The following is a 22,492-nucleotide window of genomic DNA, read 5'->3' as shown; positions in this document are numbered from 1 at the left end:
CAGGCGCTGGTCTTCGGGGCGAATGGCCGTCCGCGGGGTTCACGGGAACCTTGCCCGCACGGTTTCGTCGAGGAAGAATTCCCAGTTCTGGCTGGCGTACCGGATGAGTTCTGCGCTGGGTGAACCGTCTGCGACGCAGCCGGGGTCGAACTCGAGCAGTACCTTGCGCATCTCGTCCATGCGTTTCTTGATGGTGTTCGGCTGTACGCCGGCCGTCTTCGCGATCATCTTGTGCTGGTGCTGGCCGAGGGCCATCGCCCGCCAGACGAGCAGCCGCGACGACGAGGCGAGAAGCGTTTCGCGCAGGGGTTTTGCGAAACCTGGTGTCAGGTACATCTCCAGCACGGGGTGGATGTAGTCCTGTCCCGAGATCGCCGAGGCGACCGCGTGCGGCAGGTCCGCGATCGCTTCTTTCGAGCACAGCACCCGGCAGCCGAGGACTTCGTGCGCGAAGATCATGTGCAGTCGCCGGTTGGCCTCTCCGCTGCTCCACAGGACCGGTCGGGTTCGGACACCACGCTGGGATACGGCGTCAAGGACGGCCAAGCCACTCAGGTGCAGCCGATCGTCGTCGAGGGTGACCAGGCCACGCCGACGACGCGTTTCGAACTCGTCGGAGTCCGGGCGGAACAGCATGTCGGCGACGACCACGTCGAATCGGCCGGCGGCAAGAATCTCGATCGCCTGGCCCGGGGCGTGTGCGGTTTCGACTGTGTACGGGCCGGCCTGTTTGAGCGTCTGGGCCGCCATGTCAGCCGCGACCCCGAGGTCTTCGACGATCAGGATCCGCACGTCGCTCACCGGTCTCCTCGCAAGGGCAGGGTCAGCTGCACCGTCGTCCCGGCGTCACCGGAGTTCGCGAGAACGAGCGAACCGCCCAGCGGCCGGACCTCGCCGGAGATGCGGTGCATCGTGCTACCCGGCGCGGCGAAGTCGTCCGCCGTCAGACCGGGTCCGGTGTCACTGACCGTCAAAACCATGAGTTCGTCCTTGAGGTCGAAGCCGAGGCGGACTGCGCCACCGCCGTGGTCGACGGCGTTCTTCAACAAGTCGACCAAGCCGCGTTCGAGCACCATCGCCCGGTCGTTCGGCAAGGTGAGACCGCCGAGGCGCGGCGAGCTGAGCAAGGTGAGGCGTTCGCCGAACAGGCGGATTGCGTTTTTGAAGATGTCGACGGCACCGACCTGCGGATCTTCGAGCAGCAGCTGTCGCCTGCGGGTGTAGACGACGTCACGCAGCTTCTGTGCGGCGTCGTCGGCGTTCTCCCCGGCAGCGATGCTGCGAACAGCGATCTCCACGTGCGTGTGCAGGTCACCCAGAGCTGCCTCGTAGCTGTGCACCAGAGCTTCCGACTGAACGGCGACGGCGATGCGGCACAGCTTGGCAAGGCCTTTGCCTACCAGGTACCAGACCACGGCCCAGACCGCGTACTGCCCGACGCTCTTGACCTGGGCTCCAGTCAGCTGCCAGGCGTTCATGATCCCGACGATCAGCAGAGGGTGGATGATGATCGCCGCGATGAGGCCCGCTTCGATCACCCATCGCCGCCGTCGGTTACGGAAGCCTCCCCACGGGTAGAACGCGAGGACAGCTAGCGGGATCAAGGAGAAGTTCCCCACCTGGACGCCATAGCCGTATCCGGCGAAGTCGCCGGGGAGCAGCAGGGTCGCGACGACCAGCTGCATGACAAACATTTCGGCGATCCAAACCCCCGTCCACGCGTGCCCGCGGGTCAGCGGACCTCGGTGGCGGACGACGACCGCGGCCAGGACCAGGTGCCCGGCCGCCAGGGCGAGGAGGATGGGGACGCCGGCAGGACGGTACCGGTCGTTGATAGCCGACGTCGCCAAGTTGGTCGCCTGCAACAGCAGGGCCATCGCTTCGAACGGCCTGATCAACTTGTAAGTGGTCCGCGCGCGCAAGACTGTGTTGTGCCCCGCCTCGGACGATTCCCTCATCAAGCGCCCTCCACGCCGACCGGCCTTGCCCGATCGCAAAGTCTTGTTACTCAAGAGGTATCTCACCGACGCACGACGGGGCTAGGGGACAAAAGTCCAGCTCTGCCGAGTGCATGCTGGACGTCTTCTCCACAAAGTCGAACGCAGCCCCCTCCCGCAGCACGCCCCTACTCGCACGAACAGTCGCCAGCAAACCACGCCGTGTTACGCCCTAGGGCCCTGCGCGTTGACGGCAGTTGCTGGTCGCGCCATTGGCCTGCCGAAGACGCCGCCCTGCTCGGCGATCCACCCCATCTACTCCGCCTAAAAAACTCGCTGGGCCTGCCAAGCGACTGACGCCCCTGCTCATTGCGAGGCTCCGGCTGCGCAGTGCCGCTCGACTTGGTGCGACTCGGCTGGCTTCAGCCCCCCGGGCCGCGTGCAGCCGCACAGCCGTTCGAGACGAATGCGGCCAGTCCTCTCACTAATTTCACTGGGGCACAGCTGGGGCAAAGCCCCGTCCAGAACCGCACTCAACCGCGCTGAAGTCCGTTCAACTGCCCCAGACTGCCCCAGCCGACCTGCGGATTCACCAAAACCGCAGGTCAGAAGGCCTTGCGCATCTGGCAGTGAGGGGGTCAGGGGTTCGAGTCCCCTTAGCTCCACCAAATTAGTCATTGCACGAACTCCTTCCTTGGAGGCCCTGACCTGGGGTTTCGTCCCGGTTGGGGCCTCTGCGGTGTTGAGGGTGGCGTCCTCCGCTCGTGGTTGGGGGATGCGGAAGATCGGGATGATGCGGTCGGCCGCGGTGATCTTGATCTCGGCGATGAGGTTCTCGATGAGGGCCTTCCGCTGCTTGTCGGTGCCGCTGGCGATGATCTCGGCGATGTGGTCGGCGACCTCGGCGAGCGCTTCCTTCGGGAGTGGCTGCGGGACGTCGGTGAGCTGGTCGAAAAGCTCGTCGCGGCGGGTGCGGAGCTGCTTGGTCTTGGTCTTGAGCGTGGCGAGTCGAGTGGCGAGGTCTTCTTCCTCCAGGGTTCCGTTCTCGAAGGCGTTGAGGTAGCGGTCGATGGCTTGGTTGGTCTTGGTGAGTTCGGCTTCGACGGCGGCGAGTTCGGCGCGCTGGTTGTCTTCTCCGGCGAGGTGCTGAGCCTGGGCGCGGATGACCGCGTCGGCGATGAGGCGGTAGTGGTCGCGGTAGAAGCAGCTGAGCGCGTCGAGCACCGCGGGTTCGATGGCGTCAGCGTTGATGCGGGTGGCGTCGCACTTGTCGGTGTCGTAGCGAGACCTGTTGAAGCAGGTGTAGTAGCGGTAGATCTTGGTCTTGCCGTGGGCGCGGGTACCGATCATGGCCTTGTTGCACTTCGGGCAGCGCATCTTGCCGGTGAGTTGGTAGTCGGAGCCGTTGGCGGCGCGGTGGCTGTAGTCGTCACCGCGGGCGGCCAGGATCTGCTGGGCCTTCTCGAAGTCGTCCAGGTCGACGATTGCCTTGTGGCAGTCGGTGGTGACGATGTCGCGGAAGCTCAGTTCGCCGATGTAGACGCGGTTGGCTAGGACGCGCAGTACTTGGTAGGCCGACCATCGGCCGCCGGTGGTGGTGCGGTGTCCACGGTCGTTGAGGACGCGGGCGATGACCTTGCCGCCGAGGCGGTCGTGAATGTAGAGGTCGAAGATCAGCCGGACGATCGCGGACTCTTCCTTGTGCGGGACGAGTTGGTGGGTTTCCTTGTTGACGGTGTAGCCGAAGGGGCGGCGTCCGCCCTTCCACTTGCCCTTGGCGGCCTTGCGCTCCATCCCGGCGATGACCCGGTCGATGATGGTGTCGCGCTCGAACTGGGCGAACATGCCGAGCATCTGCACCAGCATCCGCCCCATCGGGGTGGAGGTGTCGAACGGCTCGGTGGCCGAGCGGAACACGACGCCGGCCTGGTCCAGCTCGTCGAGCAGGGTGACCATGTCGCGCAGGTTGCGGGAGAACCGGTCGACTCGGTAGACGAGCAGAACGTCGATCAGCCCGGCTCGGGCCGCGGCCATCGCCTTGGCCAGGCCGGGCCGCTTGTCGATGCTGGCGCCCGAGGCGTCGTCGGGGAACCGTTTGACCAGGCGCCAGCCGGGTTGGGAGTTGATGTAGGCGGCCAGGCGGGTGTCTTGGGCCTCTATCGAGTAGGGCTGGTGTTCGTCATCGGTTGAGCGACGGACGTAGATGCCGACCCGCACGTCCTCGCCCAGCGTGGTCATCGCGGCTTTCTTGGTGCGCTGCGCGGTTGCGGATCGCGCCATGGCTCAACTCCTTGCAGCATTTCCGTTTCTGACGTTCTGAAGCGGCGCGTAGCGATCGCTCACGCGCCTGGGATGGGTGGGTGCGCTCCCGTCACGCGGGTGCGTTCGCGATGGCCGGAGCCGAGTCGGTCTGAGTGGTGCCGACGGTCGCGGTGTCATCGAGGGGTTCGATCAGGTGCCAGCCCTGCCGGGTCGCGATGAAGGCGCGGATGGTGGCGGCTTGGGCATCGATCGAGTGAGGGTGAGGTTCATCGGTGGCGCACCGGATGTAGGTACAGACGCGGACGGCGCCGCCGGCCGTGCTCATCGCAGCCTTCTTGGTGCGTCGCGTGGTTGCGGATCGCCACATGGTCAGCTCCTTGCGGTATCTCAAGTTCGGGTGGACGGCCGCCGGTTTGGTGAAGGGCTCAGGCCGCCTGGTCGTCGGTCTGATCTCGGGTGTCGCGCAGCCACTGCGTGATCAAGGTGGCGAGCGTCGACACGGCGGTCTCGTATTGCTCGGGCGTCATGGGTGCGGTCTCGATCCGTTCGACCTCCCACCTGTCGTCCGCTGCCCGCCGTCGACGGGCAGCGCTCGACGGCTCGGTGGGTGGCCGAAGTGGGATCGGGTCGTCGGGCTCGCCTGGTTCTGGGGTGTGGTGTGGGTGGCGCATGGCGCACCTCCCGCCCGGCTCCGCGAGGTCCCTGTTCGCCAGGGGACGGTCGCGGGCGTGCTGGTCGGCGACAGGGAAACCGTCGACACAGCGGGCACTTCCCAGCCGTGGACACCTGCGCTCGCCGGTCCGCGCGAAGGTGGGTTTGCGGCGATGCGGGCACGCACCATGACGTGCGTTGAATGAGCTGGGAACGCCGAAGCTGTCACGACCAACGGGCCTCTGCTCCCCGAGTGCACCTGTGCGGGGCCGGCGCTCGTGGCCGTGCTGGACTCTTGCCGTTCGGCAGAACCGTGAGCCCTGCCGAACTCGTGCTGGATCACCTCGTCGACGCGAGTCCAGAAGATCGCTACCGGCGCGGACCGCGAACGGTTTCGCGTCGGCATGGCGTTGAAGGTGATGGGTGCCGAGGCACCTCCTCTCTGTTGAGCCGTACTTAGGTCTGCCATCCAACTAAAGTAACACTTTAGTAGGCCAAGTGTCAGGCAGAAGTATCAAGTGTTGCTTGTCTAGATGGTCGTCTGCTGAACACGCCGGGACATGCGGCGGGCCGCTTCTGCGGCCAGTCGGGGACACTGAGCGTCGGTTGGTGATGGCGCGGAGCGCCTCGGAGCGACGAGTACGGGGATGGCAGCAGGTGCAGATCGAGTGGCGGCTGCGGAAGGTCATGGCCTCCCGCGACGTCTGGGCCGCGACGGAACTGCGCGAGCTCCTCATCCGACGCGCCGGGTTCGAGTTGTCCCTCCAGGCGGTGTCCGACCTGATGAAGAAGCAGCCGGTCCAGGTGAAGGTGGCGACCTTGCAGGCGCTGTGCACGACGCTGCGGTGCACGCCGAACGAACTGTTCGGGATCGACACCCCGCAGGATGTCTCGCTTGCCGACGAGCAGGACGAAGTCGATCCGCCGGGCGATCACTGACGATGCCCGCGATGCTGACGGCTCTCCATGAACGGCGTCGCCAGAATCGGTTTCGGCATACTGCCGGTCGTGAACCGTCAGCCTGCTGAGCCCACACCCACGACGGATCTTGCGGAGACAGCGTGCCCTTGCGGCTGCGGGTTGGTCGTGCCGACCGGCGTCGCGCAGCGAGAACGTGGCGTACGGGCCGACGCCGAGGTAGCAGCCGGCAGCGCGGCCGGGCCACTGAGCGGGCGACTCAACACGATCGTGCTGCTGTCCGGCCCGGTCGGTGCGGGTAAGTCGACGGTGGCGCGGATCGTGGCACGCAGGTTCGCGCGAGGCGTGCACCTGGACATTGATGTGGTTCTGAACCACTTCGTGGTGAGTGGCCTGGATTTGGGTGACCCGAACCAGATCCAGCTTGGTCTGCGCAACGCGGCGGCTCTGGCCGCGAACTTCCACGACAACGACTTCACTGTGATCATGGACGGCGCGGTGCCGGATCGACACAGCATTGACACGCTTCGTGCCAGCCTGGCGCCGCGACCGTTGACACTTGTCGTCTTGGCTCCACCAATCTCGGTCAGCGTCGAGCGCGATCGGACGCGTGGTGGCAAGAGCGTGGCGCATGTGTTCGGCCATCTCGATGCACAGATGCGCACCGAACTCGCCGACGAGGGCGCGTGGCTGAACACCGCCGAGTTGACACCGGCGCAGACCGCTGAGCGCGTTCTGACCCTGCTCCGCCCGGCGTAGCCGGGACATTCGACACGAATCCCGTCCAGCGACACTGGCCTCCCGCCGGAGGTCCTCAACGACGGAGAACTCGACGAACCATGCCCCGGCGGGACAGAGCACGGTCGCGATCGAGACCGCGTGCCAACAGGTGCTGGTGACCTCCGTCGCCGCGGCGATGGAGTGCGCCTGCCAGCGGGCAGTCATGCCGCGCTCGGTGGTGAGTCGTCCAGTTCCGCCGCACCGCGCGGGTCGTCGTGGGCTCTGGGTTGGGCGCGGTAGAAGGTGCGTTCGTCGACTAGCGGTTCGTGCACGTGCGGTGCGGAGGTGACCCACTGCTCGACCGGAACGGGGCGACCGGCAGTGGTGCGAGCCCAGACCTGACGGCCGGTGTACTTGACGTTGGTGACGATGCGCCGAACGGCCTTGGCGGTCCACCGTCCGGCTTGGACCGGCGGCGGGTACTGGCGCAGGTTGCTATTGAGCCGCGACGCGATGGTGGCGAAGCCAAGGCCGTGGTCGACGCGCCAGGCGAAGATCTGCTTGACGACTGCGGCGGTCTGCCAGTCCGGAACCAGAACGGCCCGCAGCTTGCTGTGCCCGGTCGGGTTGGTGACGCGGACGCGCAGGGCTCGATAGCCGTAGGGCGTGGGCCCGATCTGGTAGCCGGCGCGGACGATCTCGACGATCGCCTGGCGGGCCCGGCGGGTGGTCTCGGCGTGGTGCGCGGCGAGCACCGCCCACTGAATGCGGTTGCCGTGGGCGTCGACGAACTCGGTGGCGCTGTCGGTCTCCGGCGCATCGGTCGTGACGTTCTCTTGGGCGGCTGGCGAGACGCCGCACAGGTATGTCCACAGGCGGGACCAGGACCATCGCCGCGGCGTGGTGTGGGCCACCGGTGTGGTGGCGCACTCGTGGCGGGCGGCAGCGCGCAGCGCGGTGCGCTTGCGCCGGAACACGGGGTGCCAGCCGCACTCGCGGCAGTACAGGCGGGTCGTCATGCGGCTCGCCTCCCGTCCGGGTCGTAGGCGATGCCGTTGTTGCTGCGGCGGGTGCGCTGCCGCGGCACGAGGACCGTGTGGCCGGGCCATGCCGTGCCGGCTGCGGCGGAGAGTTCGGCGTCGTGTTCGAGTTGGAAGACGAGCACCTCATGGTGCGCGGTGAGCGCGACCGGAGCGCCCTGTGCGCGAGCGACGGCCCTGCGTTCAGAGAACGACGCGCGGGTGACAAGGCGGCTGCCACGCAGCGCGGCTGTCAGGGCGATGCACCGTTCGACGGGCGCGAGACCGGCGGACGCGGCGGCGGTGATGAGCCGGGTGGGCAGGTCCACCAGCGCGCCGTCCGGGTGGCGCCGGGGCCGGGCGACAACGACGAGATGCCCGCCGGAGCGCAGCAGCGGTTCGCAGTAGGACATCGTCGCGGCGAGGTCCGCGAGCGCCGTGTCGAGTTCGGTGTCCGGGTCGCGGTCCGGACTGCTCGTCGAAGCGTCAGCCGGGGTGCGCAGCGCGGTCAGGACAAGTCCGACCCGGCCGACAAGGCCGGCGGCGCGGATGCCGACAAGCACCTTCGGATGGGCGTCGAGGACCGACCCATCACGCCATGCGCCTGCCGCCTTGGCGGCGGTGACGTTGGCACGAGCGAGCGCCCACCACCGCTGGTGCGGGGTGAGACCGAGAGCGTGCCGGCCCGCGCGGAGCGCCTCGACCAACACGGTGCCGGCCCCGCAGGCGGGGTCCAAGACGAGCTCGCCGGGGTGGGTGTAGGTGACGATCGCGTGGGCGGCGACCGCAGGCGGGATCAGGTGCGGATCGGTCTCGGTGCCGGACACGCAACCGGCCTCGCGCAGTTGCACGGACAGCTCGCGCTGGCCGGTCGGCCAGACCGAGGGCGGCGGCACCGGTGGCTCCTCCCCCGGCGGTAGGGGGAGCGGCCATGGCCCGCTGGGACGGTCAGACATCGGAGCTCTCCTCCCTCTGGGCGGCAGTGGTGGTGGCGGGCCGGCCGGTGAATACGAAGAGGTCGTCGTGCACCTGGGTGTGCCGGACGGCGGTTGCCGCCGGCCCCTGCGGTGGCCGAAACGGGCCGTACGAGGCGGTCGCGCCGAGGGCGAGTTCGCTGTTGCGGATCGGGACGCGCAGCAGCGCGATGCGGTCGTGGTAGCGCAGTCCGGCATGGTGCGCGGCGGTCACCAACGGACCGGCGGGGTCACCGAGCCGACCTCGGGAGCGGTCACTGTGCGTGATGACCGCGAGGGTGCCGGTCGGGGTGAGGAGCGCGGCCCAGGCGGTCGGCTGGAGCCAGTCGAGTGTGCGCGGTTCCGCCGCCGTGAGGACCAAGTCGAAGCGGTCCGGACCCGGCGCGGTCGGCGTGCGGTTCGGGTCGGGACGACTGGCGACAGACGGCCCAGAGTGGTCGTCGGAGTCCGGACCGACCGGGTGCGGTCGCGGTCCGGACTCGGACTCCGACCTCGGGTCGACGGCGGGCCGTTGGGTGCCCCCGTCGATGGTGTCGAGGGGCGGGCCGGCGGTCTGGGTCTGGATGCCGCGGCCGAGTCGGACCACGGTCCAAGCGGCTTCGAGCAGGCCGGCGTACGGGCCGGGCGCCGTCCGATTGTGCACCCCCGTTGACATGCGTGCGGTCGCTGCGGGAGCGAACGGTGCGGGGGCGAGCAGGAGGACGCGGTGGCCGGGCTGGGTGTAGGTGGTGACGATCTTGACGACCGCGGTCAGCAGCCAGCTGGCGATCTGGCCGGTGCCCTCTCGGGGTTCGTCTTGGGCGCACGGCCAGACGGTGCTCGGGCGGCTCGGGCGCGGGTGGCGCAACGCGAGCCGCAGGGTCCGCAGGCGCCCGGTCCGCGGGGTCGGCGGCAGCGGAATAGGGATGGTGGGGTCGGACTGGTTGTGCTCCGGCGGGTGGCCATCAGGCGAGTCGGAGTCGTGCGTCGGGGACATCGTGCGCCTCCTCCAGCGGGTTGGGTGCTGAGCGTTTGACACCCCTGAACTCCGTTTTTCGACCCGCTTTTGGACACGCTCTCGGCAGATTTGTTCACACGTTTCTGATCGGTTACCGAGCACTGCGTTGTGCGCTGCCTCTAATACACTGTCTCGGCCAGTTGTGAAAGCCGGTGTAACGCGGGCGCGCGAGGCTCGACGCGCTGTTCTGGACCACGCATCGGCAAATTTTTCAAGATCTTTTAGGTGAGTCTAAGGTGATCTTGGAGCGGCTCACCGCAGGGGTGGTTACACCGGGGCTCGTGGCTACTACGTCACTACTAGGTCACTACTAGAACCGCAGTTCAGAGGCTACTAGAGGCGATCATCCTCCACGGCTCACCGAGACCCTTTGTCGATCTTGAAGTGGGGTGGTCGACAGGGTGACGTAGTAGTGACGTAGTAGCCCGCTCCGCAATTTTCTAGTAGTGATCTAGTAACGACGTAGTATTTCCGTAGTAGCGCCCGTGGCTTCCTGGCGTCGTTGTTGTTCGCATCGACGCCATGGGAGTCACGTCATGGCCGCACAATCCGTTTTTCGTCCTGCCGGCGACGAGGCTGTTTCGAACTCGTTGGATATCGCGCGGGACGCCTTTACCTGGCTGGTTACCGGGCCGCATCCGGTGTCGCTGAACGGCCGGCTCTTTCCGGGACTGCCGAACCGGTATGTGCCGTTGGATGAGGTTCGGGACCGGCTGCTGGCCCGCCGCTGTCCGCAGGCCACGCGCGACGCGGTGTGGGCGCACCTGGTGCTGCGCTCGCGTACCGAGGGAGCGACGTGGACGGTCGCCGCGGTCGGGGTCGCGCTGCCCGCGTTGACCTCCGTCGCGGCCACGCTGTCGGACCGCTTCGCCGGTGATCCGGCCGACGTCCACGCCGAGGTGTTGCGCGGCTTCCTGGCCGCGTTGTCGACCGTCGACCTGCGCCGGCCGCGCATCATGCTGCGGCTGCGGTGGGCGGCTTACCGGTCCGGTTACGACGCGCTGGCCGAGGCGCTGTCGGGTCCGACTCCGGTCGCGCCGGGCTTCCGCTCCACTCCGCCGCACCCGCCGTGGGGCCATCCGGATCTGGTCCTCGCACGCGCGGTTGCGGACGGAGTCCTGACCCAGACCGAGGCCGAGCTGATCGGGGCGACCCGGTTGGAAGAGGTGCCCGTCGCTGACTGGGCGGCCCAGCACCAGACCGGCGAGTGGGCGGTCTACAAGGCGCGTAAGCGCGCCGAACTACGCCTGGCCGCATACCTGCGTGACGACCTTTGCGACAGCGCATCCGCGGGCGACGGAACCGACCCACTGACCGACCAGGTGGCCACCTCGCTGGCGTTGGCGCGGCCACTCGCCCCAGTCGGCAACACGTCGCGGGAATCACTGTCCGTGTCCACCGCTGTGGTCGATACGGCGCAAAAAGTTCGCGGGTCCGTGTCCAAAACGGACCCGAAATCCGGAGTTCAGGGCTGCGGGGGACACCCGCGTTCCGCCCGATCTCTGGAGGTGCCCCAATGCGCCTGATCGATCGTCTCCCGGCCGCCACGGTGCGGCCTCGATGCACCCGACCCGACAGCTATCCAACGTCCGCGGTCGACGCCGCGACGCCGAACGCCTCGTCGGAATCCACCCACCGTCGGCCGATAACTCATCCGATCACTCGGCCGAACGATCGCGCTCGGATGAGGCGTGCGCGCCGGTCCACGCGCGTGCTGTTGGTCGTCGAGCTCGCCGCGCTGGCGCTCGTGCTGACCGCCTCGTCCGCCCATGCCGACACCGTCGTGCTCGCGCTCGCGGACTCGGTGACCACCGTGCTGAACAACGTCCGCAACTGGATCATGGGGATCCTCGCGGGCCTCGCGACGGTGTTCCTGAGCATCGGTGGCGTCCGCTACGTGATGGGCGGCGGCGACCCCGGCGAGGTCGAGAAAGCCAAGACCGCGTTCAAGTCCGCGGGGTGGGGCTACGGCCTCGCCGCGTTGGCGCCGCTGGTCGTGGAGATCCTCAAAGGGATCGTGGGGGCCTGAGCGATGGCCGCCGCCAGCGCCCCGCCCACGGTGCGTCCGTACCGCCCGTCCGGCGGCCCGGTCGAGACCGCTGCGACCGCGGACCGGGTGATGCTCTCCCCGGTCACCGGCGCCAGCGCCGACCGGGCCGCGCGGCGGCGTCGGCGCGCGGGCTGGATGCTGGCGCTGAGCCTGATCGTGCTCCTGCTCGGTGCGTTCGCGGTCAGCGCCGCCGCGCAACCGACCACACCAAAACCCGACCCATGCGCCGGACCCGAGCCACGTCCGATCCCGTGCGCGCCGGCCCCGAACCCGCCAGCGCCGACGAGCTCGGTCCCCGAGGCGTGCAAGCGCAACCCGCTGCCGTACTGCTTCCCGTCGACGACGCCGGGACAGCCGACGCCGCCGGGGCCGTCGACCGCCACGAGCGCGCCGAGCACGTGCTCGAACATCCCGCCGGGTCAGCCGCGTCCCCCGGACTGCATCCCGCAGCCGACCACGCCCCCGCCCGGCACCGGGCCACAGCGGCCCGGCACCGGTGGCAACAACGGCGACCCGGACTGCGGCATTACCAACATCGGCGGCTGCATCGCCAAGGCCATCAACTCGGTGTTCCGGGATCTGGTCAACGCCGCGCTCTCGCCGATCCTCGACCTGCTCGGCCACACCGCGCTGTCCACGCCCACCATCGATTCCCTGCCGGGGATCGGTGAGTTGTGGAACAACTCCTGGGAGCTCGTGGTCGCCGCCTACGGCCTGTTCGTCCTCATCGGCGGCATCGTGGTGATGAGCCACGAGAGCATCCAGGCCCGGTACTCGATCAAGGAGATCGGACCGCGGATCCCGGTCGCGTTCCTGGCCTCGGCCCTGTCGCTGTTCTTCGCCGACAAGTTCATCCAACTGGCCAACGCACTGACGCTGGGGGTGCTCGGCGGCGGGGTGAACCCGCCCTCGCTGGGCAACACGCTCAAGGACGCCGTGCAGGGCATCCAGTCCGGCGGGCTGTTCATCATCCTGGTCGGCCTCGTGCTCGTCGTGGTCGGTCTGGGCCTGCTGATCGTCTACGTGGTCCGGATCGTCATCACCCTGATCCTGATCATCAGCGGGCCGCTGTTCCTGATGTGCCACGCCTTGCCGCACACCGACCCGCTGGCCCGCTGGTGGTGGAAGGCCATCGCGGCCGTGCTCGCCATCCAGGTCGCGCAGGCGCTGGTGCTGATCACCGCGGTGCGCACCTTCCTGTCGGGTGGCGTGCACCTGTTCGGCTCCACCCTGTCCGCGCTCGGCACGCTCGTCGCGGCGATCGCGCTGTTCTACATCTTGTTCAAGATCCCGTTCTGGCTCTTGGGCTCGATCAAGGTCAGTTCTCGCCGCTCGTTCCTGGGTGGCCTGGCTCGCGCCTACATCGCGGCGAAGACCTTCGGCATGGTCGCCGGCAAGGCCGGCGCGTTCGGTAAGGCCGGCGCAGCGAGTGCGGCCCGCGGCGGCGGGAAGGGCTCTGGTCGCGGCGGCAGTACCGGTGCGGCGGATCCGCCGTGGCCGGCTCAGCCGCGGCTGGCGCCCACGCCGGAGATGGTCAGCAAGCGCCTGAAGCAGGCCCACGACGCCGAGCGCGCCCGCGCGGCCCGCCGCTCCCGCGTGCCATCGCAGGCGCCGCAGTTCTTGCAGCCCACGCCGCAGCAGACCACCCACGACCCCGCCGTCACCCCATTCACTCCTGGACCAACGATGCCCGAATTCAGCTCTGCCCCTAGCCCCACGACCACACCACCGACGTCGTCGCGGGGCGCGTCCGGCCCGGTCGCGGCGCCCCAGTTCCGCGCCCCCGGTGCACCGCGCCGCGGTGCCAGCCAGCAGTCGGCTCGACCGATCCGAGTGGCCTCGGTTCCGCCGCACCTGCAGTTCAAAGCACCGGTCTCAGAACCGGCACACCTGTCCCAACCGGTGAAGCCGTCCGCACCGGTCCCGAGCGCGCCGGTGTTCCGGCAGGCGCATCCCGAACCGCGGCTCGGCGACGCCCGTCCCCGCACGCCGTCGGTCCCGCCGGTCGCCTTCCGCGCGCCCAAGCCCCCGCCTGCCCGAGGAGGTGACAAGTCGTCATGAGCCAGCCAGTCCGGATTCCCGCCGACGTCGACCGCGAGGACCGCGTCATCGGTCCGTTGACCGCGCGGCAACTGCTCATCCTCGGTGTGACCGGGATCGTGCTCTACGGCACCTACACCATCACGCGCGAGCTGGTGCCGCTGGCGGTGTTCCTCATCGTGGCGATCCCGATCGGAGTCACCGCCGCGTTCCTGGCGCTGGGCCAGCGCGACGGGATCACGCTCGATCGGCTGGTGCTCGCGGCGCTGCGGCAGCGAATGAGCCCGCAACACCGGGTGGCCGCGCCGGAAGGCATCCGTCCCGCGCCGGAGTGGCTGACCAACCAGGTCACCCCCGACGGCACCGTCGACAGCACCGGTGCCAAGACGTCCGCGAAGAAGAAAGGGACGGCAGCCGCTGCCTCTGGAGTGTCGCCGGCAGCGCTGCGGCTGCCAGCCGAGGGCGTCACCGACACCGGCGTCATCGACCTCGGCAAGGACGGCGTCGCCGCGGTCGCGGTGTGCTCGACCATCAACTTCGGGCTGCGCACCCCGGCCGAACAAGAAAGCCTCGTGGCGTCGTTCGGACGCTACCTGCATTCGTTGACCGCGCCGGTGCAGGTGCTCGTCCGCGCCGAGCGGCTGGACCTGTCCGGGCAGATCGCCGAGTTGCGCGAGCAGGCCGGCGGGCTGCCGCACCCCGCGCTGGAACAGGCCGCGCGGGAGCACGCGGACTACCTCGACCAGCTCCGCCGCGCCACCGATCTGCTGCGCCGGCAGGTGCTGCTGATCCTGCGCGAACCGCTGCACGCCACCGCACCGACCGACGGGCTCGGCGGCGCGTCGCCCTTGGCCGCGCTCACCGCCCGGCGCAAGGCCGCTAAGCAGGCCGGGGTGGTCGACGAGGCCACCCGACGGGCCGCCGAGGCGCGCCTGGTGCGGCGGCTCGGGGAGGCTGTGGAACTGCTGTCTCCCTCGGGGATCACGGTCACTCCGCTGGACGCCGGGCAGGCCACCGCGGTGCTGGCCGCTGCCTGCAACCCCGACAGCCTGATCCCGCCGTCCGCGGGGTTGGCCGCCTCGGACGAGGTCATCACCACTGCGCCTGACGAGGAGTGGGACACCGGCGCGTTCGGCCGATCCGTCGTCGCTGAGCAGGTTTCGGACGAGGCCGAGGACGCCTGGGACGACCGCCTCGATGACAGGTTCGACGACACCGACGACCCAGACGACTACGACCGCTTCGCCCGCGTCGGAGGGAGGTATCGCCGATGAAGAAGTCCAAGCGCCGCGAACGCAAGGCACCCGCCGCGCCGCCGCCGCTCGGGCGGGCCGGAGCATTCACCCCGGACGCCATCTCGATCCGTCCGCGGGCATTGGAGGTCGGCGGTGAGTGGGTCGCCTCCTTCGCGATTACCGGCTATCCCCGCGAGGTGCACCCCGGCTGGCTGCAGCCGCTGCTGACGTATCCGGGGCGGGTCGACGTGTCGCTGCACATCGAGCCCATCGACCCGGTGACTGCGGCGAACCGGTTGAAGAAGCAGCTGTCGAAGCTGGAGTCCGGGCGGCGGCACACCAGCGAGAAGGGCCGGCTGATCGACCCGCAAGTGGAGGCGGCCACCGAGGACGCCTACGACCTGTCGGCGCGAGTTGCCCGTGGCGAAGGCAAGCTCTACCGGCTCGGGCTGTACCTGACGGTGCACGCCCCGACCGAGGAAGCCCTCACCGACGAGGTGGCCGCCATCCGGTCACTGGCCGCCAGTCTGTTGCTCGACGCCAAGCCCACCACCTACCGCAGCCTGCAGGGCTGGATCACCAGCCTGCCGATGGGCTTGGACCTGGTCGGCATGCGCCGCACCTTCGACACCAGCGCACTGTCCGCGTCCTTCCCATTCACCAGCCCGGACCTACCGCCGCCGGACCCGGCATCGGTCTCCGCACCGCGCGGCGTGCTGTACGGGTTCAACGTCGGCTCCCAAGGGCTGGTGCACCACGACCGGTTCGCGCTGGACAACCACAACTCGGTGATCCTCGGCCGGTCCGGCGCGGGCAAGTCGTACTTGGTCAAGCTGGAGCTGCTGCGCAGCCTGTATCGCGGGATCGAGATCCACGTCATCGACCCCGAGGACGAGTACGCCCGGCTGGCCGCCGCGGTCGGCGGCACCTACGTGCACCTCGGCGCCGAACAGGTCCGCCTCAACCCGATGGACCTGCCCATCCACACCCGTCCGGACGGGCGCCGCACGGCCCCTCGTGACGCGCTGATCCGCCGGTCGCTGTTCCTGCACACGGTGATCTCGGTGCTGTTGGGCAGCGAGCTCGAAGCGACCGAGCGGGCGGCACTGGACCGGGCCATCACCGCGACCTACCAGCGCGTCGGCATTACTTCAGATCCGCGGACCTGGACCCGCCCGGCGCCGCTGCTGGCCGACCTCGCCGAGGTCCTCGGCGAAACCGGTGACCCAGCGGGAGTCGAGCTGGCCGCCCGGTTGCACCCCTACATCCACGGTGCGTTCTCCGGCCCGTTCTCCGGACCAACCTCAACTCGCCCCGAGGGGCACTTGGTCGTGTTCTCGCTGCGCGACCTCGCCGACGAGCTCAAACCGATCGGCACCCTATTGACTCTCGACGCGGTCTGGCGGCAGGTCTCCAACCCCGCCATCCGCAAACCGCGCCTGGTCGTGGTGGACGAAGCCTGGTTGTTGATGAAGGAACCCGCCGGTGCGGAGTTCCTGTTCCGGATGGCCAAGGCGAGCCGGAAGCAGTGGGCGGGCTTGACCGTGGCGACTCAGGACACGGCCGATGTGCTCGGCTCCGATCTGGGGAAGGCCGTGGTCGCGAACGCGGCGACGCAGATTCTGTTGCGGCAAGCCTCGCAGGCGATCGACGAGATCACCCGCACGTTCGATCTGTCGATGGGTGAACGGCAGTTCCTGCTGTCCGCGGATCGGGGCCAGGGATTGCTGTCGACCGGCACCCAGCGGGTGGCTTTCCAGTCCATCGCCTCACCCACCGAGCACTACCTGGTCACCTCAAATCCCGCAGAACTCGCCGAATATTCCGACACCTCGTCGGGAATCGAGACGTCCTTCGTCGAAGCTCGGCGCGGACGACAATTCCGGGATCACAAACGAGTTTGACGATGATGACGCTTCGCATATCGAACTCGACACCGCCGCCTGACGCTATCGCGCTCCGCATTTCGGCGCACTAAATCCGCCATCGCCCGCTCTCAGCCAAGGGGATACTCATGTCTGCAATCCAGCCTGTTTCCGGACCGGTTCGGCGTCCTGCTCGACTGCTGACCCAGAACAGCGAGTTGAAGCAGATCGGTGCCTGGAACTGGTCGCTGCCAGCCTGGGCTGGTCGCCTGCCCGACGGCCGCAGCTACAACACCTGCCCGTCGGCAGGGGTGTGCCGACTGGCGTGCTACGCCCGCCACGGCACCTACACGTGGCCCGTGGTGCGAGCCAAACATCAGGCGAACCTGATGTTCGTTCTCGACGACTTGGCCGGGTGGGAAGCCGCCATGATCGCCGAGTTGCGTGCGGCCAAGTTCCGCGGCGCGTGGATCCGCATCCACGACTCCGGCGACTTCTTTTCCGACGCCTATCTGCAGGCGTGGCTCCGGGTTTGCCGCGCCCGCCCGGACGTCAATTTCTACTGCTACACCAAAGAGGTCGCGCGCTTTCGCGTGTTCGTCGAACCAGATCCACCGCCGAATTTCCTGTGGGTGTACTCCTACGGCGGGACACAGGATGCTGCGCTGAATCCGCACGTGGATCGCGTGGCCGATGTGTTTCCCGACGAAGCCGCGATCTCCGAAGCGGGATGGGCATCGCAGGAAGCCAGCGATCTGCTCGCGGTCCTCGGCCCGCGCCTGGTCGGTGTCCCGGCCAACCGCATTCCCGCCTACCTCAAGCGACTGGCCGGGCGCCGGTTCTCCGAGTGGCAGGCCGAGGTCGACACCGAACGCGCCATCCGCCGGAGCCGCCGGCATCTGCGGCTGGTCGTCGACAACACCCGACCCGCCGGTCCGCAGCCCAGCAACGCCGATGCCGGCCCCGCGCATGGCGACCAGCCGCAGGCGGCCTGATCGCACACCGCCACTGCCCACACACCGTGCCGTCGACCACTCCGTGGGGAGGTCCCCGATGTCCTGGCCGATCACCGCCGTTTCCCTGTCCACCACCACATCCCAGCACGTCGAGCAGGCCGCGGATCTCCTCGCCTCACCGGTCGGCGACTACCTGCGTGACCCGCTCGGCGCGTTCCAGAACGTGCTGGCCCACCTGCGAGATCTCGCGCTGACCTGGGGTCCGACCGCCGGACCGGTGCTCGCGGTTGTCGTCACCGCCGTAGTGGTCGCGCGGCGACAGTGGCGCCGCCGCTACCACAACACGCTGGCCACCGACGCCCGACTGGTCACCGTGCTGGCGCCGCCGACGGTCGACCCCGCCGGAGCGATCACCGTCTGGAGCAACCTCGTCGGCCTGCTACGGCCCGGCTGGCTGCGCCGGTTCGGCGGGCAGCCCCACATCACGTTCGAGTTCGTGTTCACCGACGACGGCGTCCAGATCCGGCTGTGGGTGCCCGGCCCGGTGCCGCCCGGCATGGTCGAGCGCGCGATCGAGGCGGCCTGGCCCGGCGCGCACACCCGCACCACCCCGGCCAAGCCGCCGCTGCCCACCACCGCGCCGGACCGACGGCGGATCGAGGCCGTCGGCGGCGAGCTACGCCTGGCGCGCAGCGAGGCGTTGCCCATCCGCACCGACCATCCGGCCGACCCGATCCGGGCGCTGCTGGGCGCGCCGGTCGGGCTCGGCCCGCACGAACGAGCCTGCGTGCAGGTCCTTGCCCGACCGGTCGCCGGCTACCGGGTCACCAAGGCCCGCCGAGCGGCTCGCCGCGTGCACGCGGGCAGTTCTACTCGTTTCGTCGGTCGACTGCTCGACGCGATCACACCGGGCAAGACGCCGAAGCCGTCCAGTGCGGCGCGGACGCCGGGATCGCTAGACCGGCAGACCAGCCTGGCCTACTCGGCGCAGGACCGCGCGATCGTCGAGAAGCTGCGGGAGAACCAGTTCGAGACCCGCATCCGCTACGTCGTGGCCACCACCGTGCCCGCCGACACGAGCGCCACGGAGGCCAAGGCGGTGCGCGAGGTGCTGCGAGGCCGCGGGCACGCGATCGCCTCCGCGTTCGCGGCCTACTCCGAGCACAACTACTACCGGCGGGTCCGGCTTCGCCGGCCGATCACCGTCCTCGCGGAGCGTCGGCTTGGCAAAGGCGATCTGCTGTCGATTCCCGAGCTGGCCGCGATCGCGCACCTCCCGGTCGACGAGTCCACACCCGGTCTGCAGCGAGCCGGGGCGAGGGCCGTGCCGCCCCCGCCGGGCATCCCGACGGTCGGCGAGCTGATCAAGCCCATCGGCCTGTCCGACTCCGGCCATGCTCGCCCGGTCGGCCTGCACGTCGCCGACGCCCGTCACCACCTGCACATCCTCGGTGCCACCGGCTCCGGCAAGTCCGAGCTGATGGCGCGGATGATCCTCGCTGACGCCGAGGCTGGCCGCGGGGTGGTCGTGGTCGACCCCAAGGGCGATCTCGTGTCGGACATCCTGATGCGCCTACCCGAGGAGCTCGGCGAGAAGGTGGTGCTGTTCGACGCCGACTCACGGGCGCGCCCGCCGGTGCTCAATCCGTTGGAGGGTGCGGACAAGGCCCGCGCGGTCGACAACCTGGTGTCGATCTTTTCCCGGATCTATGCCGCCTCGTGGGGGCCGCGCACCGACGACATCCTGCGCGCTGGTTTGCTGACGCTCACGGCGTTGCCGGGTACGCCGACCTTGGTCGACTTGCCCAAGCTGTTGACCGTGCCGGCGTTCCGGCACCGCGCGTGCGACCAGATCGACGACGACGTGCTGCGCGGGTTCTGGTCCTGGTACGACGACCTGTCCGAAGCGTCCCGCGCGCAAGTGATCGCGCCGCTGATGAACAAGGTTCGTGGGTTCCTGTTGCGGCCGTTCGTTCGTGCCGCCATCGCTGGCGGGCAATCCACAGTGGACATGGATGAGGTGCTCAACACCGGTGGGATCTGCTTGGTGCGGATCGCGCGGGACGCCCTGGGCATGGAAACAGCGCGGCTGGTCGGGTCCATCGTCGTCGCGCGCACCTGGCAAGCCGCCACCCGCCGAGCCCGCATCCCGCAACGCAAACGGCGTGACTGCGGGTTGTACATCGACGAGTGCCACAACTTCCTGAATCTCGCCTACCCGTTGGAAGACATGTTGGCCGAAGCCCGCGGCTACCGCCTGTCGATGACGTTGGCACACCAGTACCTCGGGCAGCTACCCAAGGAGCTCGAAGAAGGCATCAGCACCAACGCCAGGTCGAAGATCTTCTTCAACGCCTCCCCCGAGGACGCCAAACGACTCGCGCGGCACACCCTGCCCCGCCTGAGCGATCACGACCTGTCCAACCTCGGCGTCTACCACGTCGCCGCCCGGCTCGTCCTGGGCGGGGAGGAAGCACCGCCGTTCACCGCGGTCACCGAGAAGCTCCCGCCCGCGATTCCCGGACGCGCCAAAGCAATCCGCAAGGCTGCCAGGATCAACGCCCGTCCACCGGTCGCCGAGGCCGACAGTCCAACCGGCCGCGCCGCACGGCCCACAGTGGACCCAAGGCGCGCGGCCTAGTCCTGTCTCATTCCGTTCTCCCGCAACGCATGCGGGCTCGCTCACACGATTCTCGCGGTGAGCCCGCGTGCGCTCGTCCTCTGGCTTAGCCGAATCCGCACACCCTGGGAGGTGCTCGCCCATGACCATTACCAATCCCACGCCGCAGCGGGCGCTTCGCGGACACATGCCACAGCGCCCGACGCCGCGAGCGGCCACCACCGGTGAGCACCACGCCCAACTCGCCGCTCACCTCACCCAGCGGGATCGGTGGCTGGCCCGAATGCTGCACGAGCACAGGGTCTTCACCACCCAGCAGATCGTCGAGCTCTGCTACCCGACCATGCGAGCGGCCAACCACCGCCTCCTGCAACTGTTCAAATGGCGCGTCGTCGACCGGTTCCAGCCGTTCGTCAGCTCCGGCACCGCGCCGATGCACTACGTGCTCGACATCGCCGGAGCGGTCGCCCTCGCCTACGAGGACGGTCTCGATCCCAAGCAACTCGGCTATCGCCACGAGGACGCGATTGGCATCGCGCACTCGCTGCGCCTGGCCCATACCGTCGGCGTCAACGGGTTCTTCACCACCCTCGTCGCGCTCAGCCGACGCCCCGGAGCTCGCGGTCGGCTGACCGCGTGGTGGTCCGAACTGCGCTGTCGTCGGCTCTTCGGCGACATGGTTCGCCCCGACGCCTATGGCCGCTGGCGCGAGGACGGCCATCAGATCGAGTTCTTCCTCGAATTCGACTTCGGCACCGAGGACTTGGGCAAACTCGCCCGCAAGCTGGCCGACTACGAAAAGCTCGCCACCGCAACGGGTATCACCACCCCCGTACTCGTGTGGCTGCCTACCAACCGCCGCGAAATCACTGCCCGCCGGGCCTTCGCTGACGCACTGTCCCAACTGGACCGTCCAGCGCTGGTTCCGTTGGCAACGAGCGCCGCCGACATGGCCGGAGTGGCCGGCGAGAACAACCCCGCCGTCGCGCGATGGCTTCCGATCGGCGGGCCCTCTCCCCGTCGTCCCGGTCGGCTCCGGCTCGCCGAGCTCGCCCAGCTCTGGCCCCATTTCGACACACCCACCCCGGCGCCCCCGGCCATCGCGGCGGACCAGTCGGGCCCGGCCGAGCTCCTCGCGCCGAACCCGCTCCCACCTAAGCCACACCCGAACCGCTTCCGGAGGTGACCCATGAAGATCGCCACGGCAGCCCTCGCGGCACTCATCGCCGTCCCCATCCTCATCGGCGGTGTCGGACAAGCAATCGTCAAGGCGCTCTTCGGCGGTGGCAATACCCAGCCCACCCAGGAAGCCCTCGCCGACATTCCGCCCGACTACCTTGCCCTCTACCAGGCCGCGGCACCCGTGTGTCCTGGCCTGGACTGGTCCATCCTCGCCGCCATTGGCAAGATCGAAAGCAACCACGGCCGCAGCACATTGGTTGGAGTCGCCGAGGGAACCCAGAACCATGCGGGTGCGCGCGGGCCCATGCAGTTCCTCCAGTCCACATTCGACGGAGTTGTCGCACGGCATCCCATCCCACCGGGCGGTAAGAGCCCACCGTCCCCTGGAACAAGCACGACGCGATCTACGCCGCCGCCTACTACCTGTGCGACAACGGCGCCCGCAACAACCGCGACATCCGCAAGGCGATATGGCACTACAACCACGCCGACTGGTATGTCAACGACGTCCTCGCCCAAGCCGCCAGGTACGGCCAGGCCAGCGTCGGCACCGGAAACTGCACGAACATCCAGGCTCCCAACCCGGCGGCAGCTCTGGCGATCAACTTCGCCTGTGGCCAACTCGGCCTGCCCTACGTCTGGGGCGGCAATGGACCAGCCGGCGGGGACGCCGGATTCGACTGCTCCGGCCTGACCAAGGCAGCCTACGGAGCCGCCGGCATCTCCTTGCCCCGTACCGCGCAGACCCAGTACAACGCCGGACCGCTCGTGCCCGCCGACCAGCCGCTGCTGCCCGGCGACCTAGTGTTCTATGGAACTCCGTCCAACGTCCACCACGTCGGTCTGTACATCGGTGCGGGAAAGATGATCCACGCCCCGACCTTCAACCAGCCCATCAAGATCGCCCCCTACCGCTGGTCGGGAGACGACTACCTGGGAGCCACACGGCCAGTTACGGATTCCCGTGTCTAGCAAGGAGTTCTGGGCCGTTTGACGACGGCGGTGGACCGGCAGAATCCATAATGTACGTCAATGCTGCCGGTCCCACCTCGTCGACATGGGCACC

Annotated in this window: 17 protein-coding genes and 1 pseudogene; 11 read left to right on the top strand and 7 right to left on the bottom strand. The window is 68.6% G+C overall.

Going from position 1 to position 22,492, the window contains the following annotated elements; all coding sequences use genetic code 11:
- Positions 1-39: 39 nt before the first annotated feature.
- The 4 genes from QP939_RS04680 to QP939_RS04665 all read right to left on the bottom strand — a co-directional run bounded on the left by QP939_RS04680 (position 40) and on the right by QP939_RS04665 (position 4,524).
- Positions 40-801 carry a response regulator gene (locus QP939_RS04680; RefSeq protein ID WP_285455296.1) on the bottom strand — a complete coding sequence of 254 codons (762 nt, stop codon included), beginning with the start codon at positions 799-801 and terminating at the stop codon, positions 40-42.
- Positions 798-1,958 (bottom strand): ATP-binding protein, encoded by a 1,161-nt coding sequence (locus QP939_RS04675; RefSeq protein ID WP_285455295.1) that lies wholly within the window; start codon positions 1,956-1,958, stop codon positions 798-800. The genes QP939_RS04680 and QP939_RS04675 overlap by 4 nt, the downstream gene beginning before the upstream one ends.
- A 345-nt stretch (positions 1,959-2,303) precedes the next feature.
- Positions 2,304-4,217, bottom strand: coding sequence for a recombinase family protein (locus QP939_RS04670; RefSeq protein ID WP_285455294.1), 1,914 nt, complete (start codon positions 4,215-4,217; stop codon positions 2,304-2,306).
- Between the two features lie 91 nt (positions 4,218-4,308).
- Complete coding sequence (locus tag QP939_RS04665; RefSeq protein ID WP_285455293.1) at positions 4,309-4,524, bottom strand: recombinase family protein; 216 nt, start codon at positions 4,522-4,524, stop codon at positions 4,309-4,311.
- 983 nt (positions 4,525-5,507) lie between these two features.
- On the opposite strand from QP939_RS04665, the gene QP939_RS04660 reads away from it, so the two are divergent.
- On the top strand, positions 5,508-5,789 hold the full coding sequence (locus QP939_RS04660) for a helix-turn-helix domain-containing protein (protein WP_285455292.1): 282 nt from the start codon (positions 5,508-5,510) through the stop codon (positions 5,787-5,789).
- Between the two features lie 27 nt (positions 5,790-5,816).
- On the top strand, positions 5,817-6,527 hold the full coding sequence (locus QP939_RS04655; protein ID WP_285455291.1) for an adenylyl-sulfate kinase: 711 nt from the start codon (positions 5,817-5,819) through the stop codon (positions 6,525-6,527).
- 182 nt (positions 6,528-6,709) lie between these two features.
- Here QP939_RS04655 and QP939_RS04650 read toward each other — a convergent pair whose 3' ends face one another.
- From QP939_RS04650 to QP939_RS04640, 3 genes are read right to left on the bottom strand one after another with little or no spacing between them, the layout of a single operon-like run.
- Positions 6,710-7,507 carry a recombinase family protein gene (locus tag QP939_RS04650; protein WP_285455290.1) on the bottom strand — a complete coding sequence of 266 codons (798 nt, stop codon included), beginning with the start codon at positions 7,505-7,507 and terminating at the stop codon, positions 6,710-6,712.
- Entirely contained in the window at positions 7,504-8,403 is a 900-nt protein-coding gene (locus tag QP939_RS04645) for a DNA methyltransferase (RefSeq protein ID WP_285455289.1), read from the bottom strand. Before QP939_RS04645 ends, QP939_RS04650 begins: the two co-directional genes overlap by 4 nt.
- Before the next feature lie 52 nt (positions 8,404-8,455).
- Positions 8,456-9,457: a hypothetical protein gene (locus QP939_RS04640; protein WP_285455288.1), complete on the bottom strand. Its 1,002-nt coding sequence runs from the start codon at positions 9,455-9,457 to the stop codon at positions 8,456-8,458.
- A gap of 557 nt (positions 9,458-10,014) precedes the next feature.
- Between QP939_RS04640 and QP939_RS04635 the strand changes: the two genes are divergently transcribed.
- The 9 genes and pseudogenes from QP939_RS04635 to QP939_RS04595 all read left to right on the top strand — a co-directional run bounded on the left by QP939_RS04635 (position 10,015) and on the right by QP939_RS04595 (position 22,398).
- Positions 10,015-11,004, top strand: a complete 990-nt coding sequence (locus QP939_RS04635) for a serine/threonine-protein kinase (RefSeq protein WP_285455287.1) — start codon at positions 10,015-10,017, stop codon at positions 11,002-11,004.
- A 158-nt stretch (positions 11,005-11,162) separates the two neighbouring features.
- On the top strand, positions 11,163-11,507 hold the full coding sequence (locus tag QP939_RS04630; protein ID WP_285455286.1) for a pilin: 345 nt from the start codon (positions 11,163-11,165) through the stop codon (positions 11,505-11,507).
- A 3-nt stretch (positions 11,508-11,510) separates the two neighbouring features.
- Positions 11,511-13,589, top strand: coding sequence for a TrbL/VirB6 family protein (locus QP939_RS04625; RefSeq protein ID WP_285455285.1), 2,079 nt, complete (start codon positions 11,511-11,513; stop codon positions 13,587-13,589).
- Positions 13,586-14,842 carry a PrgI family protein gene (locus QP939_RS04620; protein ID WP_285455284.1) on the top strand — a complete coding sequence of 419 codons (1,257 nt, stop codon included), beginning with the start codon at positions 13,586-13,588 and terminating at the stop codon, positions 14,840-14,842. The genes QP939_RS04625 and QP939_RS04620 overlap by 4 nt, the downstream gene beginning before the upstream one ends.
- On the top strand, positions 14,839-16,707 hold the full coding sequence (locus tag QP939_RS04615) for a VirB4 family type IV secretion system protein (protein ID WP_434219631.1): 1,869 nt from the start codon (positions 14,839-14,841) through the stop codon (positions 16,705-16,707). Before QP939_RS04620 ends, QP939_RS04615 begins: the two co-directional genes overlap by 4 nt.
- 110 nt (positions 16,708-16,817) lie before the next feature.
- Positions 16,818-17,663, top strand: a complete 846-nt coding sequence (locus QP939_RS04610) for a GP88 family protein (RefSeq protein WP_285455283.1) — start codon at positions 16,818-16,820, stop codon at positions 17,661-17,663.
- A 58-nt stretch (positions 17,664-17,721) separates the two neighbouring features.
- Complete coding sequence (locus QP939_RS04605; protein WP_285455282.1) at positions 17,722-20,265, top strand: helicase HerA domain-containing protein; 2,544 nt, start codon at positions 17,722-17,724, stop codon at positions 20,263-20,265.
- A gap of 121 nt (positions 20,266-20,386) precedes the next feature.
- The gene (locus tag QP939_RS04600) at positions 20,387-21,430 is read left to right on the top strand and encodes a replication-relaxation family protein (protein WP_285455281.1); all 1,044 of its coding nucleotides are present in this window, start codon (positions 20,387-20,389) and stop codon (positions 21,428-21,430) included.
- A 3-nt stretch (positions 21,431-21,433) separates the two neighbouring features.
- Positions 21,434-22,398: pseudogene (locus QP939_RS04595) on the top strand (C40 family peptidase).
- Positions 22,399-22,492 lie beyond the last annotated feature (94 nt).

The organism is Amycolatopsis nalaikhensis, assembly GCF_030264295.1.
Lineage (GTDB): Bacteria > Actinomycetota > Actinomycetes > Mycobacteriales > Pseudonocardiaceae > Amycolatopsis > Amycolatopsis nalaikhensis.
Note: the sequence above shows the minus strand (reverse complement) of the source record. Positions and strands in the feature narration are given on the sequence as shown.

Bases quoted from the DNA above. Each gene is read 5' to 3' on its own strand.
- QP939_RS04675 (WP_285455295.1), bottom strand. From the start codon at position 1,958: ATGAGGGAATCGTCCGAGGCGGGGCACAACACAGTCTTGCGCGCGCGG.
- QP939_RS04670 (WP_285455294.1), bottom strand. From the start codon at position 4,217: ATGGCGCGATCCGCAACCGCGCAGCGCACCAAGAAAGCCGCGATGACC.
- QP939_RS04665 (WP_285455293.1), bottom strand. From the start codon at position 4,524: ATGAGCACGGCCGGCGGCGCCGTCCGCGTCTGTACCTACATCCGGTGC.
- QP939_RS04655 (WP_285455291.1), top strand. From the start codon at position 5,817: ATGAACGGCGTCGCCAGAATCGGTTTCGGCATACTGCCGGTCGTGAAC.
- QP939_RS04650 (WP_285455290.1), bottom strand. From the start codon at position 7,507: ATGACGACCCGCCTGTACTGCCGCGAGTGCGGCTGGCACCCCGTGTTC.
- QP939_RS04640 (WP_285455288.1), bottom strand. From the start codon at position 9,457: ATGTCCCCGACGCACGACTCCGACTCGCCTGATGGCCACCCGCCGGAG.
- QP939_RS04635 (WP_285455287.1), top strand. From the start codon at position 10,015: ATGGCCGCACAATCCGTTTTTCGTCCTGCCGGCGACGAGGCTGTTTCG.
- QP939_RS04630 (WP_285455286.1), top strand. From the start codon at position 11,163: ATGAGGCGTGCGCGCCGGTCCACGCGCGTGCTGTTGGTCGTCGAGCTC.
- QP939_RS04625 (WP_285455285.1), top strand. From the start codon at position 11,511: ATGGCCGCCGCCAGCGCCCCGCCCACGGTGCGTCCGTACCGCCCGTCC.
- QP939_RS04620 (WP_285455284.1), top strand. From the start codon at position 13,586: ATGAGCCAGCCAGTCCGGATTCCCGCCGACGTCGACCGCGAGGACCGC.
- QP939_RS04615 (WP_434219631.1), top strand. From the start codon at position 14,839: ATGAAGAAGTCCAAGCGCCGCGAACGCAAGGCACCCGCCGCGCCGCCG.
- QP939_RS04610 (WP_285455283.1), top strand. From the start codon at position 16,818: ATGTCTGCAATCCAGCCTGTTTCCGGACCGGTTCGGCGTCCTGCTCGA.
- QP939_RS04605 (WP_285455282.1), top strand. From the start codon at position 17,722: ATGTCCTGGCCGATCACCGCCGTTTCCCTGTCCACCACCACATCCCAG.
- QP939_RS04600 (WP_285455281.1), top strand. From the start codon at position 20,387: ATGACCATTACCAATCCCACGCCGCAGCGGGCGCTTCGCGGACACATG.